This window comes from Fredinandcohnia quinoae (assembly GCF_022427965.1).
In the GTDB taxonomy this organism is placed as follows: domain Bacteria; phylum Bacillota; class Bacilli; order Bacillales; family Bacillaceae_L; genus Ferdinandcohnia; species Ferdinandcohnia quinoae.
The window spans coordinates 25,454-41,952 of record NZ_JAKTTI010000026.1; the positions used below are offsets into that span (position 1 = coordinate 25,454).

Annotated in this window: 21 protein-coding genes; 17 read left to right on the top strand and 4 right to left on the bottom strand. The window is 34.8% G+C overall.

All coding sequences use genetic code 11. The annotated features are described in order from the left end of the window. Nucleotides 1–24 precede the first annotated feature (24 nt). The gene (locus tag MJG50_RS15265) at nucleotides 25–1,137 is read left to right on the top strand and encodes a DUF58 domain-containing protein (RefSeq protein WP_240256616.1); all 1,113 of its coding nucleotides are present in this window, start codon (nucleotides 25–27) and stop codon (nucleotides 1,135–1,137) included. On the opposite strand, the gene MJG50_RS15270 is transcribed toward MJG50_RS15265, so the two are convergent. Next, nucleotides 1,115–2,095 (bottom strand): stage II sporulation protein M, encoded by a 981-nt coding sequence (locus MJG50_RS15270; protein ID WP_240256617.1) that lies wholly within the window; start codon nucleotides 2,093–2,095, stop codon nucleotides 1,115–1,117. The two genes, MJG50_RS15265 and MJG50_RS15270, sit on opposite strands and share 23 nt — an antisense overlap. A 101-nt stretch (nucleotides 2,096–2,196) precedes the next feature. Between MJG50_RS15270 and MJG50_RS15275 the strand changes: the two genes are divergently transcribed. The 6 genes from MJG50_RS15275 to MJG50_RS15300 all read left to right on the top strand — a co-directional run bounded on the left by MJG50_RS15275 (nucleotide 2,197) and on the right by MJG50_RS15300 (nucleotide 8,038). Next, complete coding sequence (locus MJG50_RS15275; RefSeq protein ID WP_240256618.1) at nucleotides 2,197–3,000, top strand: RDD family protein; 804 nt, start codon at nucleotides 2,197–2,199, stop codon at nucleotides 2,998–3,000. Nucleotides 3,001–3,121: 121 nt separating this feature from the next. After that, nucleotides 3,122–3,898: an NUDIX domain-containing protein gene (locus MJG50_RS15280; protein ID WP_240256619.1), complete on the top strand. Its 777-nt coding sequence runs from the start codon at nucleotides 3,122–3,124 to the stop codon at nucleotides 3,896–3,898. Nucleotides 3,899–3,954: 56 nt separating this feature from the next. Next, complete coding sequence (locus MJG50_RS15285) at nucleotides 3,955–4,503, top strand: cysteine hydrolase family protein (protein WP_240256620.1); 549 nt, start codon at nucleotides 3,955–3,957, stop codon at nucleotides 4,501–4,503. 85 nt (nucleotides 4,504–4,588) lie between these two features. Beyond that, a complete protein-coding gene (locus tag MJG50_RS15290) occupies nucleotides 4,589–6,061 on the top strand; it encodes a nicotinate phosphoribosyltransferase (RefSeq protein ID WP_240256621.1) in 1,473 nt (490 codons plus the stop codon). Between the two features lie 15 nt (nucleotides 6,062–6,076). Continuing rightward, nucleotides 6,077–6,895, top strand: a complete 819-nt coding sequence (gene nadE / locus MJG50_RS15295; protein ID WP_240256622.1) for an NAD(+) synthase — start codon at nucleotides 6,077–6,079, stop codon at nucleotides 6,893–6,895. A gap of 27 nt (nucleotides 6,896–6,922) precedes the next feature. Continuing rightward, nucleotides 6,923–8,038: an NAD(P)/FAD-dependent oxidoreductase gene (locus MJG50_RS15300; RefSeq protein ID WP_240256623.1), complete on the top strand. Its 1,116-nt coding sequence runs from the start codon at nucleotides 6,923–6,925 to the stop codon at nucleotides 8,036–8,038. A gap of 147 nt (nucleotides 8,039–8,185) precedes the next feature. On the opposite strand, the gene yxiS is transcribed toward MJG50_RS15300, so the two are convergent. Continuing rightward, entirely contained in the window at nucleotides 8,186–8,491 is a 306-nt protein-coding gene (yxiS, locus tag MJG50_RS15305) for a protein YxiS (RefSeq protein WP_240256624.1), read from the bottom strand. 275 nt (nucleotides 8,492–8,766) lie between these two features. On the opposite strand from yxiS, the gene MJG50_RS15310 reads away from it, so the two are divergent. From MJG50_RS15310 to MJG50_RS15340, 7 genes are all read left to right on the top strand, one after another. Next, nucleotides 8,767–9,714, top strand: a complete 948-nt coding sequence (locus MJG50_RS15310; RefSeq protein WP_240256625.1) for a hypothetical protein — start codon at nucleotides 8,767–8,769, stop codon at nucleotides 9,712–9,714. Then, entirely contained in the window at nucleotides 9,711–10,283 is a 573-nt protein-coding gene (locus MJG50_RS15315) for a hypothetical protein (RefSeq protein ID WP_240256626.1), read from the top strand. The genes MJG50_RS15310 and MJG50_RS15315 overlap by 4 nt, the downstream gene beginning before the upstream one ends. 25 nt (nucleotides 10,284–10,308) lie before the next feature. Continuing rightward, nucleotides 10,309–10,857 (top strand): hypothetical protein, encoded by a 549-nt coding sequence (locus MJG50_RS15320; RefSeq protein WP_240256627.1) that lies wholly within the window; start codon nucleotides 10,309–10,311, stop codon nucleotides 10,855–10,857. An 82-nt stretch (nucleotides 10,858–10,939) separates the two neighbouring features. Further along, nucleotides 10,940–11,350 (top strand): hypothetical protein, encoded by a 411-nt coding sequence (locus MJG50_RS15325; protein WP_240256628.1) that lies wholly within the window; start codon nucleotides 10,940–10,942, stop codon nucleotides 11,348–11,350. Nucleotides 11,351–11,619: 269 nt separating this feature from the next. Further along, nucleotides 11,620–11,991, top strand: coding sequence for a hypothetical protein (locus MJG50_RS15330; protein WP_240256629.1), 372 nt, complete (start codon nucleotides 11,620–11,622; stop codon nucleotides 11,989–11,991). Nucleotides 11,992–12,072: 81 nt separating this feature from the next. After that, nucleotides 12,073–12,639 (top strand): Uma2 family endonuclease, encoded by a 567-nt coding sequence (locus MJG50_RS15335; protein ID WP_240256630.1) that lies wholly within the window; start codon nucleotides 12,073–12,075, stop codon nucleotides 12,637–12,639. 27 nt (nucleotides 12,640–12,666) lie between these two features. Next, nucleotides 12,667–13,080 (top strand): hypothetical protein, encoded by a 414-nt coding sequence (locus MJG50_RS15340; protein WP_240256631.1) that lies wholly within the window; start codon nucleotides 12,667–12,669, stop codon nucleotides 13,078–13,080. A 47-nt stretch (nucleotides 13,081–13,127) separates the two neighbouring features. On the opposite strand, the gene MJG50_RS15345 is transcribed toward MJG50_RS15340, so the two are convergent. Next, on the bottom strand, nucleotides 13,128–14,372 hold the full coding sequence (locus MJG50_RS15345) for a glycoside hydrolase domain-containing protein (RefSeq protein WP_240256632.1): 1,245 nt from the start codon (nucleotides 14,370–14,372) through the stop codon (nucleotides 13,128–13,130). Nucleotides 14,373–14,585: 213 nt separating this feature from the next. Between MJG50_RS15345 and MJG50_RS15350 the strand changes: the two genes are divergently transcribed. After that, a complete protein-coding gene (locus tag MJG50_RS15350) occupies nucleotides 14,586–15,182 on the top strand; it encodes a YdcF family protein (RefSeq protein WP_240256633.1) in 597 nt (198 codons plus the stop codon). Between the two features lie 89 nt (nucleotides 15,183–15,271). Continuing rightward, on the top strand, nucleotides 15,272–15,406 hold the full coding sequence (locus MJG50_RS22205; protein ID WP_275695634.1) for a hypothetical protein: 135 nt from the start codon (nucleotides 15,272–15,274) through the stop codon (nucleotides 15,404–15,406). Nucleotides 15,407–15,481: 75 nt separating this feature from the next. Here the strand turns inward: MJG50_RS22205 and MJG50_RS15355 are convergent, their stop codons facing one another. Next, entirely contained in the window at nucleotides 15,482–15,676 is a 195-nt protein-coding gene (locus tag MJG50_RS15355) for a hypothetical protein (protein ID WP_240256634.1), read from the bottom strand. Between the two features lie 413 nt (nucleotides 15,677–16,089). Here MJG50_RS15355 and MJG50_RS15360 point away from each other — a divergent pair, with 413 nt between their 5' ends. Continuing rightward, a complete protein-coding gene (locus MJG50_RS15360) occupies nucleotides 16,090–16,482 on the top strand; it encodes a GyrI-like domain-containing protein (RefSeq protein WP_240256635.1) in 393 nt (130 codons plus the stop codon). Nucleotides 16,483–16,499 lie beyond the last annotated feature (17 nt).

The window sequence follows — 16,499 nt, forward strand, 5'->3', positions numbered from 1 at the left end:
ATTTCTCGGAAACTCCCAGAGGAAATGGAGAGAGGCATTGCTTACGAAGCTGAAATTCATGTAAAGAATGATTCCGATTATAACTTTTCATTTCGAATTGTGGATGGACTTCCACAATCCTTTGAGAGACCCTTTCCTTTGAGTGGAGAAGTATCAAAGGATTCAACTACAGCAATAAAATACGAAACGAAAGCACCTGTTAGGGGCGATTATGAAATAAAAAAACTGTATTTTCGATATAAAAGCAGTCTCGGATTATGGGAAAAACAGATGACAGCTGAAATTATAGATTCTGTCAGGGTAATACCAGATCTTTCTGAGACGAGGCAGTATTTAGAAAATGCACAGAAATTTTTATTATATGAAGGTATTCATATCCGTAAACAGCATACAGGTACTGGAGATTTTGCAAAAGTTAGAAGCTATGTGATTGGAGACGATCCGAGAATGATTAACTGGCGACAAACCGCAAAACTCCAAGAAGTGATGACGAACGAATTTGAACCAGAGCATGGGAAATATATTACCTTGCTAATAGATTGTGGGCGAATGATGGGGGTAGAATTACAAAAAGGAAATCGTCTAGAAAGAGCAGTGGAAGCTGCTTTAACTGTAGCTGTTGCTGCCTTACAAAAAGGGGATTATGTTTCTGTTTTAGCTTTTTCAAAGGATGTTAAGGTTTTCGTGCCTCCAGCAAAAGGAATGTCACATTTACAAACAATTCTTAGAGCAATCTATCATCTACAAGTCGATGCAGCTGAGTCTAATTATGCAGCAGTTCTTACATTTTTAGAATCCGTTCAAAAGAGACGAAGCTTTCTGTTATTGTTTAGCGATATTCAGACCTTTTTACATGAAGAAAATGCGTTAGCATATTTAATGCGGCTAAGAAAGCGTCATTTATTTTTAATGATTGGGATTGAAGATCAAACATTAATTAATCGAATAAAATTAGAACCTATGTCTGCTCAAATTGCAATGTTAAAAAGCATGGCCCAACAGCAAATGCTTTTTAAAAAGAGGGAAAAAGGCAAATGGGAGAAACAAGGCCTCCAAATGATAGAGGCCAAGGAAGAGAAACTAGCTACGACGGCGGTTTCTTATTATATTGATCTTATGAATCGAAACTTACTTTAGAATGTCTTTTCACTAGTAATAATTTTCCCGTTAATACATAGAGGATAAGACCGATTACGGTAATAAATGCGACTGTATATTTGGCTTCCAACGAGATAGCGGCTGGTGTAATAAATCCTTCAATGATACCAGCGATTACGAATAATGGTATGGTCCCAAGTAAAAGCTGAACGGAGCGTTTTGCATGCTCTTTTAATTGGTACCCTCTTGAGAATTGACCAGGAACGAATAGCTTATAGCCCATTAATAAACCTGCTCCGCCAGCGATAAAAATAGCTGTAAGCTCAATCATTCCATGGGGGACGATATACGCCCAAAAGTCATATGATTTATCATAATGCCAAAATAACGCTGCAAGGGCTCCAACGATGATTCCGTTATAAATTAATAGGTACACGGTTAATATTCCGAATGTAATTCCGCCAGCGAATGCTAAAATAGCTACTTGAATATTATTAGTCATAATCGAGGCAGACATGAGTGGTGAATCAACTGCACCATCACTACTACCTAATGCATCAGGATCAACACCTTGGGCAATTTCAGATGGAAGAATGGTATAGATATTTTGAGGATCATTCATAACTGAGAAGAAACTGCCTAATCCGCCTAATGTAAAAAGAATCATAGCAATAATGACAAATTTCCATTGTTCTAACAATAAGCCAATAAATTTTGTGCTAAAAAAATAACGAATCTGAGTCATACTTGTTGATTGATCTTTGTATAAGAGATTGTGAGATTTGGATACTAATCCATTTAAATATAATGTTACTTCTTCATTTGGAAAATAGGTTTGACTGTAGGAAAGATTCTGTGATGATTTTTGATAAAGACGATGAAATTCATTTATATCAGTGCTAGTTATGGAACTTCTTCTTTTATGTAAAATATTCATTAAATTTTCAAGTTGCTTCCATTCTTCACGATGCTGTTTAACAAATTGCTTAACATTCATTTGAACACCTCTTTTTTACAAGATTGTATTAATTTATCAGCTGTCCTTTTGATTATAGTAAATTTTCGAATAAATAGAAACCTTTTAGTGGAGGTATGCAAATGAATCAAGAACAAATGGATATTAAAACACCTGAATTCGTTTCGATTCAATTTCAACTAGCTGGTCTAGGGAGCAGGACTGCTGCATTTTTACTTGATCAAATTCTATTACAGATCATTAATATATCAGTTTTTATCATTCTTCTTATCATTATGTATGGGGAGCCCAGATGGTGGTTTCTAGGTGAACAATCTTCCATTCCAATTGCCCTAACCATCATTGGATTATTTCTACTTAATTGGGGCTACTTTTTTGCTTGTGAGTTCTTTTCAGGAGGACGAACGTTAGGAAAGAAACTTTTGGGGATCCGTGTTATTCAGGAAAACGGTCATAGTATTACATTATTATCGAGCTTTATTCGAAATCTCCTACGGATCATTGATTCATTACCTGTTAGTTATTTTCTAGGGATGATTATGATATTTTTCCATTCTAAGCATAAACGATTAGGAGATATAGTTGCTGGTACGATTGTCGTCCATGAAAGAAGAAGGAAGCGAAAGAATAAACTCTCTAAAATTGAAAAAGAAATTGAAAGTAGGGGGCTTTCTAAGAATGACCTCATGATTGATGAGTGGTCATTAAAATCAATAGGAGCGAAGGAATGGAAATTAGTACAAACATATTGCAATCGCTTTTTACAATTAGGTGAAGATGAGAGAGAAAGACTAACAATGCAAGTAGCAGAGATTTTATTTCCGAAAATTGGCTTGGACGTAACGGGAAAGAACTATCATGATGTAACAAATGCTCTTCTTGTTCTTTATTTAATCCTAAAAGACGAGTGGGAGTTTGAACTGTGAAAAAAGGATGGAGCAATTTTCCATCATTTTTTTATTTTATAGTGGACTTTTATTTTTTTTAGCATATAATATAATTAACAATTAACATTTTGTTTATTATAATTGATAAAGGGGAAACACGATGTCGAATTTGGATGCATTAAAACAATATGATGTAAAAAGATATCGCACACCTGATGGATATACTTCTGATATTGCCGTTTTCACCATTATTTCAGAAAAAGTTGATGAGTACAAACCTCCAAGCATGACTTTAAAGATTATGTTGATCAAACGTTCTTTGCAAACAGCAGAAGGACATGTCAATATTGAAGCTGGAAAGTGGGCACTACCGGGTGGATTTGTTCAGGATAATGAATCAGCATTTGAGGCTGCAAAACGTGAGCTTGAAGAAGAAACAGGGGTTGAAGGAATTCATATCAAACATTTCGGTGTCTATGATAAACCTGGTAGAGATCCACGAGGATGGATTATCTCAAACGGACACTATGCAATTGTACCAGAACGCTCATTATTAAAAAGAAGGGCTAATGACGATGCGTCTGAGGTAGATTTATTTTCAATTGAAGAGGTACTCTTGTTGGATTTAGCTTTTGATCATTTAGAAATGATAAAAGATGCAATAAAAATGATTACAAATGATTTATTACAAACAACAATTGCTAAAAAGTTCTTGCCACTACAGTTTACGTATTCTGAATTACAAGCTGTGTTATTAACAATTACTAACGATCCTGCCATCGCAAGCGAACAAAGCTTTGCCCGAAAGATTAAATCATTACCATTTATAAAACAAGTTGTTGGTAAAAAAACGCAAAGAACTTCAAAAGTACCTGCTCAATTGTATGAATTTGTTGAAATGGATGTTGTAAAACCCATTTATACTGCAAGATATTAAATTTTTTTCATTATAATGATTAACATTTAGTTAATTAAATTAAGGAGGAGTTAGAAATGAAAAAAGCATTACTTAATGTTGATTACACATTTGATTTTGTAGCAGAGGAAGGTGCATTAACTTGTGGAGTACCGGGTCAGCAAATTGAATCAGCAATTGTCCGCATTACTGAGGAGTTTATCCGCAACAAGGATTATGTTGTATTTGCGATTGATCTTCATAAAGAAGGCGATCATCTCCACCCAGAAACGAAGCTATTCCCACCACATAATATTGAGGATACAAAAGGGCGATTGTTATACGGAGAATTACAAAACCTATATCAAAATCATCAAGATAATGAAAATGTGTATTGGATGGATAAAACAAGGTATTCAGCATTTGCCGGGACAGATCTTGAAATTAAATTAAGAGAACGAGGCATTACAGAGGTTCATCTCGTTGGGGTTTGTACAGATATTTGTGTACTTCATACAGCAGTCGATGCTTATAATAAAGGATTTAAAGTCGTAGTTCATAAAGATGCTGTTGCTAGTTTTAACCAAACAGGTCATGAATGGGCATTGGAGCATTTTAAAAATTCGATTGGGGCAGAGGTTATCTAATCAGCCAAATAAGTAAAAAGGGAATTTGTTTCCCTTCTTATTGAAACAATAATAGAAATGCAACACCTTATTGGAGGTATTCATGATGGAAATGATTAAAAATGACGATAGTCTCGCTTTGCATACGGATCTCTATCAAATAAATATGGGTGAAACCTATTGGAATGATGGTGTTCATAATCGAAAGGCTGTCTTTGAAGTGAATTTTCGGAAGCTTCCTTTTGGTAATGGTTATGCCGTATTTGCAGGATTGGAAAGAGTGATTGAGTTCCTCGAAAATTTCAAATTTAGTGCGACAGATATTGAATATTTACGTTCAGAGGGTTTTAATGAAGAGTATTTGGAATTTTTATCAGAATTACGTTTCACAGGTACTGTTCGCTCAATGAGGGAAGGAGAATTAGTTTTTGCTAATGAGCCGATTATGCAAATTGAGGCACCGCTTATTGAGGTTCAATTAATTGAAACGCCAATCTTAAATATTATCAATTTCCAAACATTAATTGCTACAAAGGCTTCAAGGATCAAACAGGTAGTTGGGAATGAAATTGCAATGGAGTTTGGAACAAGGCGTGCCCAAGAGATGGACGCAGCTATTTGGGGAACGAGGGCAGCATATATTGGTGGTTTTGATGCAACGTCAAATGTCAGAGCCGGAAAATTATTCGGTATACCTATATCAGGTACACATGCCCATTCAATGGTTCAAGCATATCGCGATGAGTATACGGCTTTCAAAAAATATGCAGCAATTCATAAGGATTGTGTGTTTTTAGTTGATACGTATGATACGCTAAAATCTGGTGTACCCAATGCGATTCGTGTTGCGAAGGAAGAAAATATAAATTTAATAGGAATCCGTCTCGACAGTGGAGACCTTGCTTATTTGTCAAAGGAAGCAAGGAAGATGCTAGATAAAGCTGGTTTCACAAAGACTAGAATTATCGCATCAAATGATTTGGATGAAAACACAATTATTAATCTAAAATCTCAAGGTGCGAAAATAGATAGCTGGGGAGTTGGAACAAAGCTGATAACTGCTTATGATCAACCAGCACTTGGAGCTGTCTACAAGCTTGTCTCAATTGAAGATGAAAACGGCAAAATGATCGATACAATTAAGATTAGCGGAAATCCAGAGAAGGTTTCTACTCCAGGTATGAAAAGGGTCTACCGAATCATCAATAACTCAAATCAAAAGTCTGAAGGAGACTATATTGCCCTCGAGCATGAAGATCCAGGGGATGAAAAACGATTGAAAATGTTCCATCCTGTTCATACCTTTATCAGTAAATTTGTTACAGACTTTGAGGCAATTGAATTGCTTCATACTATTTTTAAAAATGGTGAAAAAGTATATGAGACTCCATCTCTTCAAGAAATTCGCGACTTCTTAACAAGGAATTTAGAAGTTCTATGGGATGAATATAAGCGTGTAACAAGACCTGAGGAATACCCAGTAGATTTAAGTCAGGCTTGTTGGGATAATAAAATGCAAAAAATTGAAGAGGTAAGAAGAAAAATTGACGAAAAAATCGCTGGAGTAAAAAAGCAATAAAATGGAGGTTATAGCATGAGCATTCAACATGAAATCATGAAGGATTTACAGGTAAAGGCTGTTATCGATCCGAAAGAAGAGATTCAAAATCGTGTTAAATTCTTGAAGGAATACCTACTTAAAACGGGTGCTAAAGGCTTTGTTTTGGGGATTAGTGGCGGTCAGGATTCAACATTGGCAGGAAGGCTCGCACAGCTTGCAGTCGAGGAATTACGAAATGAAGGGAAGGAAGCGAAGTTCATTGCAGTCCGCTTACCTTATAAAGTTCAAGCTGATGATGATGATGCAATGTTAGCTTTAAGCTTTATTCAGCCAGATGAAACGGTTGTTTTTGATGTTGCTCACACTGTCGATGCATTTGAGAATGACTATAGTACAAATATGAAACAGAATTTAAGTGATTTTAATAAAGGAAATGTTAAGGCTCGTGTCCGGATGATTGCGCAATATGCGGTTGGTGGTATGAACAATCTGCTTGTGATAGGAACGGATCATGCTGCAGAAGCTGTGACTGGATTTTTCACAAAATATGGTGATGGAGGAGCAGACCTCACACCTTTGACTGGATTAACGAAACGACAAGGTCGTGCTCTTCTCATTGAATTAGGGGCGACTGAACGCTTATATTTAAAAGCACCAACAGCGGATTTACTTGATAACAAGCCATTACAAACAGATGAGACTGAATTAGGGATTACGTATGAGGCAATTGACGACTATTTAGAAGGTAAAACAGTTTCAGGTGAGATTGCTAGTAAAATTGAAGAACGCTATATAAAATCAAAGCACAAACGGCATATCCCTGCATCATTATTTGATAACTGGTGGAAATGATTTGTTTTTAGGAAGCAGGTGTAGATTTTGAAATCATGTATTGTTATAGGTGCAGGGATACTAGGTGCCTCAACAGCTTATCATTTGGCAAAATCAGGGGCGAAGGTTATGTTAGTAGATCGCAATGATAATGGGCAGGCAACCGATGCAGCTGCAGGGATTGTCTGCCCTTGGCTTTCTCAGCGTCGCAACAAGGCTTGGTATGCGCTCGCAAAAGGTGGGGCGAAATATTATGCTTCTTTGGTGGAACAATTGGAGGCTGACGGAGAAACAGATATAGGTTATAAAAAGGTAGGTGCGATAAGTCTTCATTCAGATGATAGTAAATTAGATAAAATTGAGGAACGTGCTCTTTTACGGCGTGAAGACGCACCAGAGATTGGAAACATAACGCGACTGACTCCCTCTGAAACACGCGAATTATTTCCATATGTATCAGAAGAATTTGCATCAGTTCATATAAGTGGTGCAGCACGTGTAAATGGAAGAGCATTAAGAAACGCAATGATTAATGCTGCTAAAAAACATGGGGCATCTTTTATTAGTGGAAATGCTTCATTAGTTTTTCAAGAAAAAGTCGTTTCAGGTATTGAAGTAGATGGTCAGTTAATAGAAGTAGATCAAGTGATTGTTGCTGCAGGCGTATGGGCTAATGAATTATTACAGCCGCTTGGTGTAAATTCCCTGGTAACATCACAAAAAGCTCAAATCGTTCATCTGCATATAGCTGACACTGATACTTGTAATTGGCCAGTTATTATGCCACCAAATGATCAATATATATTGGCTTTTGAAGACGGTCGAGTGGTCATTGGAGCGACTCATGAGAATGATGTTGGCTTAGATACCCGAATAACAGCTGGAGGCTTACATGAAATTTTTGATAAAGCTTTAACGATCGCACCGGGCTTAGCGAACGCCACAATTACGGAAACAAGAGTAGGATTTCGGCCATTCACACCTGGCTTCCTACCAGTAATTGGACGACTACCTGGTTATGATGGATTATTACTTGCAAATGGCTTAGGTGCATCTGGGTTAACAGTTGGTCCATATATGGGCTCAGAACTAGCAAAGCTTGCTTTGGGATTGGAAACTGAAATTGACCTTAGTATGTATGATGTTGCAGGCGCTATAGGATGACGGAGGACTATTGGAAAGGTAGGGTTGAATGATCAGATGTTATTACTCAATTAGCGATTGACTTATTTAATAGATTGGTAGATAGTAGCGTGTGGTGGGAAAGATACCTGGGCTATTATGGTGTATTTTCTTTGCCACCTTATGCTACTATTTTTTCTTTTCTCTGTTGCTAATTTCCTCTGAAACCACAAAAGCTAAATCTTCATTACCGAAAAGCGACAAAACGCCTAGTAGGGTATCATCTGAAATATCTCCAGATTCACTTTTTGGAACAGTTAATTCTATCGCTTGTTTAAGTGCATGGTTATCTGCTTGAAATGGATACGCTCGTTTGTAGACTTCCTCAGGGTCAAGATCATGATTGACACACCATTGGGCGAAGACAAGAATCATCATCTGCTCGTCCCTTTGGTATTTTTTAATGATTTGCTCTTCAATTTCTTTTTGACTCAATTTTGTTTCTCCTTTTTTGAATGGGGACTATCCCCTTTTTCTCCTTATTTGGACTGTGAGATGTTACACCATATTATGTGTACCAACTTTCAAGACAATATCTTCATTTGACATGGTTAACCCTCTATCAACTATTCAAATTTTATCAAAGGTTGGATTACATACCAAGTAATTTTTATAATATAAAAGAGATGTGTCCCTATTTGGAAGGAAAGTCTATTTTCGAAATATTATAAATGGTAAAATAAAGTAAATGAAAATTTGGGGGCTATCTTTTGAATGTGAAAATATTTTGGGCAGGTATTTTAATTGTTCTAATAGGTTGGGGCGGAAATTTCATCTATTATGAATCCAAGCAGATAGAACAGCCTATTTTTCTTGATCACTATTACGAAATGCATTTGAATGAAGAGAAAGTAGACATAACTTTTTATTATTTGACGAACAAGAAAGACACATCAAGCGTGAATTACGTGGATATTAATGGTGTTGACGCCTATCCCATTTCTGATGATTTTTCTTTCGTGTGGGTCGACACGAACACTCCTCAGTTTGAACAAGAGTTTTCACACCAGTATTTAAAATCGATTACTGTTTCTATTCCAAGTGATTCAATTCCATTGGAAAATAGTCGAGATGAAGTTTGGACTTTCGGTGAAATGGATGTGTTCTTTTCTGATGGTAAAACCATTCACGCCGATATTGGCAAGGTTGCTATTTCAAAACGAAGAAATATCCCAGGAGTGTTAGAATCTCGAATTGGAAGTAGCAGTAATCAAGGCGTGAGTGAACAATCATTTGTCGCCACAGAACCGATTACAATTAATGATATTTTGTTCCCATTTCCTGAAGACTTATCTCAAGAACTATTTGTTAAAATTGACCTTGACCATGAAAAGTTGAAGAAACTTGAACAACTTATGGACAATCCTGATATTCCAAAATGGTATCAAGACGATCTAAATAAAAATCGGGATGACGCACCAGGAATATCGATAAGTGATAATATCCTTCCATTAGAGTTGGAGAAAGATGATTGGGTTCGCTTATTGATGTACACCGATCAGACCAGGAGTAGTTATTTCTATTTTACTTTTAAAATTATCGGAACTTCAAAAGAGGATGAACCTTTTTTAATCGAAGTACCAATTATTGATCATCCTTACTTAAACGAGGAGAAAATTAAAGAAATTATCGCAAGTAAAGGAGGAGAGAATAATTGAACCAAGGATTTAAACGTCTATTTTGGGGTTATCTCTTAATCCTTTTAGAAATACACTATTTAGTGGTCGACATCCTACCTGATCCGTTGGGATATTACTTGATTTGCTCAGGAGTGGTGAAATTATCAAGAGAATTCCCATTATCTACTAAAGCTAAAAACTTAGCAATTTTGATGATATTTATTTCGATACCAACTGTATTCATTCAACAAAACGCTCCGGAATTAAATCAAAATTGGTTATGGAGCAGTTACGCAACAGCAATAGACATTTTGAATCTAATTCTCGTATTCTATTTATTTCAAGTTATTATGAAAGTCGCTACCAAACTTGGTGACTTAGCACTTATAAGTAGAAGTGCGATCACTTTCAAAGTCTATATTATAGTCATGCTCATTATTACATTTTCACAATCTTTCCTAATGAACACAACGAGTGATTGGATGTACGGATACGCTATAATCACAATTCCAATCTCGTTAATAATGGAAATCTTGTTTCTTTTATTATTGAGGAAAGTAGGGAAGGAAGTGAAGAATAGGGGAGAGTCAACTATTAAGTTATATTAGTCAAAATATGATAAGTAGGTGAAACATGTCAAAAAAAAGACTAATGCAAATAGCCTTTGTCGTCTTCTTCGTAATTTTAATAACTATTAATTATAATCCAACTTTGGAAAAGGCAATAAGTCAAAATATTGGGCCTGGTAATGTAATCGATGTTTTTAATAGCCAAAATAATGGCGTTGTCGTGTACAAATTTCTGAGTAATGATGGTTCTGAATCTCTTAATATTGGCGCATATGAGAAGAATATAGGAAGTTACGAATATATCTCAAACAACGAATTATCAATTGGTTTATCAACCACCAACCTTAGAGGATTTCTTACAAATTATTTTTTCACACACCCAAAAACGGATAATAAATATTTATATGGGATTATTAATACTCCTCAAAATGTAAAGGAAGTAAGAGCTAGTTATGATATACAATCTGAAAGTATAGCTGCGATGTCGATGGTTGTGAAGCAAATGTTCTTAATTCCAGTTGTTAATAATGTTGAACAGGCAGAGAATTGGTTGTTTTCTTTTTATGATGAAAATGGGAACTTATTAAAAGAAACGTCTGAATTTGCATACTGAATATAGTGGTTATTATACATTTTGATAAGAATAGTATGTTTTAGATCGAATTGATAATTGTTAATTCGAAAGGAGAGGTCTGATGAATAGACGAGTAGGTTTTGTTATTTTCATCGTGATGTCATTTGTATTGGTAGGTTGTATTGAAAAGTCACAGTCAATAGAAACGAAGACCTTGACGGAATTTTATGAAAAAAATCTTGATGATGTCAATAAGATTGTCATCATGCATGGGAGTGGGGATAAAAAAATCGTAAATGATTCAGCTAAAATAAAGGACATCCTAGTCAAAATAAAGGATATTAAGTTTATTCCAGAAGAAAATCAAGAAGGTAGAGTTGGTTGGCTTTATTCAGTTGCTCTTTATGTTGATGATGAAGAAACGTTTAAATTTCTCCCATCGAAAGTTAACGACAATTACTACTATACGGAACCGGAAATGATTCCTATTATTGATGATTTTTATAAAAGTCTAGATATTCAAGATAAGTAAAAAAGCTTGATACTGCATTTTTGAAAAAACGTGGAATTATCCCTCAACATGTAATCGATGTTTTTAATAGCCAAATAATGATGGTTCTGAATCGCTTAATATCGGTGCATGTGAAAAGAATATTGGAAGTTTTGAATTTATACTTATTAAAAGAAACGTTTGAATTTACATACTGAAATTAGTGATTACTATACATTATGGTGATAGTAAGGAGTTATCAATGCGAAAAACAATGATTGAACCTTGGTCTGAAAAATGGGGGTTTATGAATGAGGAGAAAGATGATCGTTTTTCTTTCAATTTGTTTTTTGTTTTTAGGTGTTGTTATTAGTAGTTGTTTACTGAAAAAGGATAATGTAAAAGATATTATCAAATATGATGGACGCAATTATTCGAATATTTCCGATGCAGATTGGCTTGAAGAAGAAATACATATGTATCAGAAAGGCGAGAAGATTGGGGAAATCAAAAGAAATTCAAAATTACCATTTCTATTATGGAATTTTTCAGCTACTAAATTACCTAAAGGTACTATTTTGTATAATACAGTTGGCACGAAAGAAGGAATAGTATCAATCATAATTTTAGCTGAAACAGAAAATGGGGATATCTTATATTATCGATGGCTGCCTAAGGAATAAACAATGTTAATGAACTTACTCTATAACTTCAATCAATTTAGATGAAATTAATAAACTATTTCGCTTAAGGGAGTGAGCGTTATGAATCTAAATCATACCAATAATATTTCAGTAGATGAGTTTTTTAAAATTCGCGAAAGCACGGAAGAATTAGTAGAGTTTGTTGATGGGACAGTGTATATGTCGCCTTCTCCATCACCGAAACATCAACGGATATCTGGAAAATTATTTATAAGTTTTAGTAATTTTCTTAGCGGGAAAGAATGTGAAGTATTTCATGCTCCATTGGATATTGAATTAATAAGTGAAGTAATAAATGGGACAAAAATTGTTATTCCAGACCTTAGTGTAATTTGTGATAAGGAGGGTTTTACTGACAGGCGTTATGTCGGTGTTCCTGGTTTAATCGTTGAAATACTTAGTCCTTCCAATCAAACACATGATTTAGTTACAAAATTAAATCTATATATGAATTATGGTGTTAAAGAATATTGGATTATTAATCCAATGCTAAATTCGGTATCTGTCTATTCTTTAAATGAAGAGGAAATGTATGAACAGCATGATTTGAAAACAGAGATTGGGAAAATAACATCAAAATTTTTAAAAGGATTTAATATTGATTTAGAGTATTTATTTGGTCAATAGTGGTGATGGGACGAAAGGAGTGATCTGATGAAGAAACGAGTAGGTTTAGTTTTTTGTATAGTCATGATATTTGCATTGTTTGGATGTATTGAAAAGTGGATGCCATTAGAAACAAAGACTTTATCTGAATTTTATGAGGGTAATCTTGAAGAAGTTAACAAGGTAGTCATTGCTGACGGGACTACAGGTGGCAAAAAAACACTGAATGATTCAAAGCAAATTAAGGATTTTTTAGACAAAATTAAGGATATTAAGTTCATTCCAGAAGAAAATCAAGAAGATGTAAAGGGTTGGCGTTATTCAGTTGCTCTTTATGTAGATGATGAAGAAACGTTTAAATTTCTCCCATCGCAAGTTAACGGCAATTACTACTATACAGAACCGGAAATGATTCCTATTATTGATGATTTATATAATAGTCTAGTTATGCAGGAGGAATAAAAAAAGCGGGACGGTGTATTTCAGACAAGGAGAACCGTCCCACTGAATCACTTAGATCCCCATAAAACGTTTACGATTTCTTTTTTGAATAGGTTTGTGTCGATGTTACATGTGTCAGCGTCTAGTCCGTATTGCCAACCAAATGCTTTTGAGCCTTCAGGTGCTTGTGGTTTAAATTCTGGCGCTTTGTCCTGAGTCGTAATACCATTATTCGGAGCTGCAGTCCAAATATAGTTGTTATCTGAGATGGCATCATTACTTTTAGCTGCTGCATTATATGCATCATATAATTTTTGTTCTGGATCAAATACACCGTATATACCAGATTCATATTGTGAAGTTTCGATTGTTTCATACCAACCTGTTATAAACTTTGAATCTACTGGATAATTTGGTTCAATATCAGCGAATATTGCTACACCTTCTGGAATACCTAAATCTTTTGCAAGTTTAATAGCTTCTTTCGCTTGTTTGACACCATTATCGTATCCTGTCGCGTTATCAAAATGATTGTAGATTGGGAGTATATAGTCGCCTTTTGAATGAATTAATTTCACTTGTTCGGCAGTAAGCCCGTTAGAAACTCCTTCGATATCACCAATATAGCGACCAAACACGACTGGATCACCAAAGTTTTCTTTTACACAAGCATAAAATTCTTCAGTTGTTTCACTCGCAGAATCGATACCCCAAACTACTTCTGGCAAGTTCTCATCAGGTTTTGTTCCGTATTTGTCTTCTTTGTTACCGTCATTATTATTACCCTTGTTATTTTCTGCATCTTCATTTGAGCTACCTTCACTTTGATTATTTCCAACCTCATTTTTTACATTTGCTTCAACATGATCACCAAAATTGTTTTGTAGGTTATTTTCAAATTGAGTAGCACTTCCAAAGAAACTATTTTCGATAATATTGTTTAGCGTAACCGTTGCATTTCCTTTCAATAGGTTTTCAATTGTATTAGTAACCTTAGCTGTACCGCTTCCATCACCACTATTAGTAATTGAGTTGTCGATAGCTGCTTTCGAAGCATCAGAAATATTATTTGTAATTGCTGTATTGACAGTGACATCACCGTCACCTTGAATATTATTTTGGATATTATTATTTATCGTGATATTTACGTCATTCGCTTGGTTAGAAGAATTAGTAGATGTTTCGGTTGTATGATTTGTGTCTGATGAAGCAGATTTTACTTTTTCATCTTCATTAAGAAAGAAGAAAACGGCAAGACTCGCTAGGATGACCAGTACGGACGACAAAATGATATTGTAACTTCTTTCCTTCATCTTCTCACCTCAATTTTCATTTATTGAATGAGAATAGTGTTTTTTCCAGTACTCTCATTCTCTATATCATATGAAAATAAAGGCTCCCCAGTGTGGACGACATATAGACAGAACGACATAATTAATATCGTACTAAAGTATTATCAGAAATAAAAAATAAAATGTGGCTATATGATAAAATTATGATGAAGGTCATAATGGGAGTGATTTTTCATGGCGAAGAAACATTGGAAGAGGGCTGTTTTTTTAATACTTGTTGTATTTCTTATATTTATCATTTATTCCGGTTTTAGTATTTGGGCTTTTAGTGAAAAGGAGGAATTAGTGAAAACAGATGCAGCTGTTGTGTTAGGTGCTGCTACATGGGACGATCAACCATCACCGGTATTACGTGAAAGGATTAATCACTCAATTTGGTTATATCAGAATGGGTATGTCGATAAGATAATCTTTACCGGTGGCAAGGGGGAAGGTAAAAAGTATGCAGAGTCCGAGGTTGCTAGAAACTATGCCATTAATAATCAGGTGAATCACGAAGATATTTTAATTGAAACTGAATCTACAATTACTGAGGAAAACCTTACATATGCGTTTGAGATTGCGACAAAAAATAACTTAAAGACTTTTACAATTGTAAGTGACCCATTGCATATGAAACGTGCGATGTTAATGGCGGAGAACACTGGAATGACCGCTTATCCAGCACCGACCCCAAGTTCTGTATATAAGACAGCGAAAAGTAAAATTCCTTTTTTTCTACGAGAATTATTCTTTTACAGTGGGTATATAATTAGTCAACCATTTCGTTAACATATTTTTTTGTCTTTTAATGCACATATTTCATTTCCGAACATATATTAACTTCTGTGTGAGAATTTAGTTTGGAAGGAAGATTATCAATGACTTATAATCAAGGAACATCAATCAAAATTAGCAATAATGGTGCGGGGACAGAATTTAAGATTGTCGAATCTAATATGTCTGATCCGACTGAAGGAATATTCGCAGTGGTAACACCTATAAAAAAACAATAACAATATGTAGGAAACCATCTTTAAAATAGTACATAGAAAAGATGGTTTTTTCTTTCCACTCGATAGTGGAAGATTTTATATATTAATTTCTCCTAACGTAATAACAAGTAAGATCAATAAGATCCGAATAAGGCGATCATGAGTAACAGTTTTTAAAAGGATTGCCAGAACAATGCCCGTGTATGGGACTTCTTCTATCGAAATAACAACTAATACCTCTAATAAAGAAATAACTGAATCAATTACAAATTCATTACTTAGGTTATCCATTGCAGTTCACTGTCCTCTTTTTGAATTATGGTATTCCGAAAAAACAAGAACGTGTCGCTCATTCTTCAATTCAATAAATATAGACTTTTTTATAAATATTAGCTTAGTTATGGTAATATTAAATGAGAGAAAGATTTAGTATTTTACGTTCCTTTTGTAGTCAAATGCATTAAAGGGGTTGAATACTCTGATTCATTTCTTAGAATCTGTTCAAGAGGCAATGATTATTGTAATGGCTATTTGCACATTTTTTTACAATTGGCAACTCAGAAAAATAAGGCGGGATAGAAAACTGACTTTCTTTGAATCCATCATGTATATCGTCTCTTATTTCGCATATTTCCTATGGGCAGGGAGTCTTTTTTTGCTTTGGCTAGATTCATAAATACTTGTTCTGAAAGGACTGATTAAGAATGAAATTGAAATTGATTAACAGTGTTAGAACGAATAATTTTAATGACAAGGAAATAATGGACAAAATTAAAGCATTATGGGAAGACGCAACACGAAGCCTACAAAACTATCAAAATAGTATATTTGGTGTTTATTTTGATTATGAAAGCAACTATAAAGGAGACTACTCATTAGCAGTTGCGATTGAAGATGTAGAGGCAAGTTTCGGAATACCCGATACAGAGAATTACACAGTATTTAAAGTCGATACAACTGATAAACAAGGGATTTTTAAAGCGTGGAGTAATATATGGCAGTTAGAAGAACACGGTGAATTAAACCGTGCTTATACAATCGATTTTGAAAAATATCATCCAAATGGCGATGTTGAAATACATATTGCAGTAAAGTGAAACTTCAATCAGTGGGG

What these genes read in the sequence shown, in the direction of transcription:
- MJG50_RS22205 (WP_275695634.1), top strand. Translation starts at nt 15,272, where the DNA reads ATGACTTATAATCAAGGAACATCAATCAAAATTAGCAATAATGGTGCG.
- MJG50_RS15360 (WP_240256635.1), top strand. Translation starts at nt 16,090, where the DNA reads ATGAAATTGAAATTGATTAACAGTGTTAGAACGAATAATTTTAATGAC.
- MJG50_RS15330 (WP_240256629.1), top strand. Translation starts at nt 11,620, where the DNA reads ATGAGGAGAAAGATGATCGTTTTTCTTTCAATTTGTTTTTTGTTTTTA.
- MJG50_RS15355 (WP_240256634.1), bottom strand. Translation starts at nt 15,676, where the DNA reads ATGGATAACCTAAGTAATGAATTTGTAATTGATTCAGTTATTTCTTTA.
- MJG50_RS15275 (WP_240256618.1), top strand. Translation starts at nt 2,197, where the DNA reads ATGAATCAAGAACAAATGGATATTAAAACACCTGAATTCGTTTCGATT.
- MJG50_RS15285 (WP_240256620.1), top strand. Translation starts at nt 3,955, where the DNA reads ATGAAAAAAGCATTACTTAATGTTGATTACACATTTGATTTTGTAGCA.
- MJG50_RS15270 (WP_240256617.1), bottom strand. Translation starts at nt 2,095, where the DNA reads ATGAATGTTAAGCAATTTGTTAAACAGCATCGTGAAGAATGGAAGCAA.
- MJG50_RS15290 (WP_240256621.1), top strand. Translation starts at nt 4,589, where the DNA reads ATGGAAATGATTAAAAATGACGATAGTCTCGCTTTGCATACGGATCTC.
- MJG50_RS15345 (WP_240256632.1), bottom strand. Translation starts at nt 14,372, where the DNA reads ATGAAGGAAAGAAGTTACAATATCATTTTGTCGTCCGTACTGGTCATC.
- MJG50_RS15335 (WP_240256630.1), top strand. Translation starts at nt 12,073, where the DNA reads ATGAATCTAAATCATACCAATAATATTTCAGTAGATGAGTTTTTTAAA.
- MJG50_RS15325 (WP_240256628.1), top strand. Translation starts at nt 10,940, where the DNA reads ATGAATAGACGAGTAGGTTTTGTTATTTTCATCGTGATGTCATTTGTA.
- MJG50_RS15280 (WP_240256619.1), top strand. Translation starts at nt 3,122, where the DNA reads ATGTCGAATTTGGATGCATTAAAACAATATGATGTAAAAAGATATCGC.
- MJG50_RS15320 (WP_240256627.1), top strand. Translation starts at nt 10,309, where the DNA reads ATGTCAAAAAAAAGACTAATGCAAATAGCCTTTGTCGTCTTCTTCGTA.
- nadE (WP_240256622.1), top strand. Translation starts at nt 6,077, where the DNA reads ATGAGCATTCAACATGAAATCATGAAGGATTTACAGGTAAAGGCTGTT.
- MJG50_RS15350 (WP_240256633.1), top strand. Translation starts at nt 14,586, where the DNA reads ATGGCGAAGAAACATTGGAAGAGGGCTGTTTTTTTAATACTTGTTGTA.
- MJG50_RS15340 (WP_240256631.1), top strand. Translation starts at nt 12,667, where the DNA reads ATGAAGAAACGAGTAGGTTTAGTTTTTTGTATAGTCATGATATTTGCA.
- MJG50_RS15265 (WP_240256616.1), top strand. Translation starts at nt 25, where the DNA reads ATGGAGAGAGGCATTGCTTACGAAGCTGAAATTCATGTAAAGAATGAT.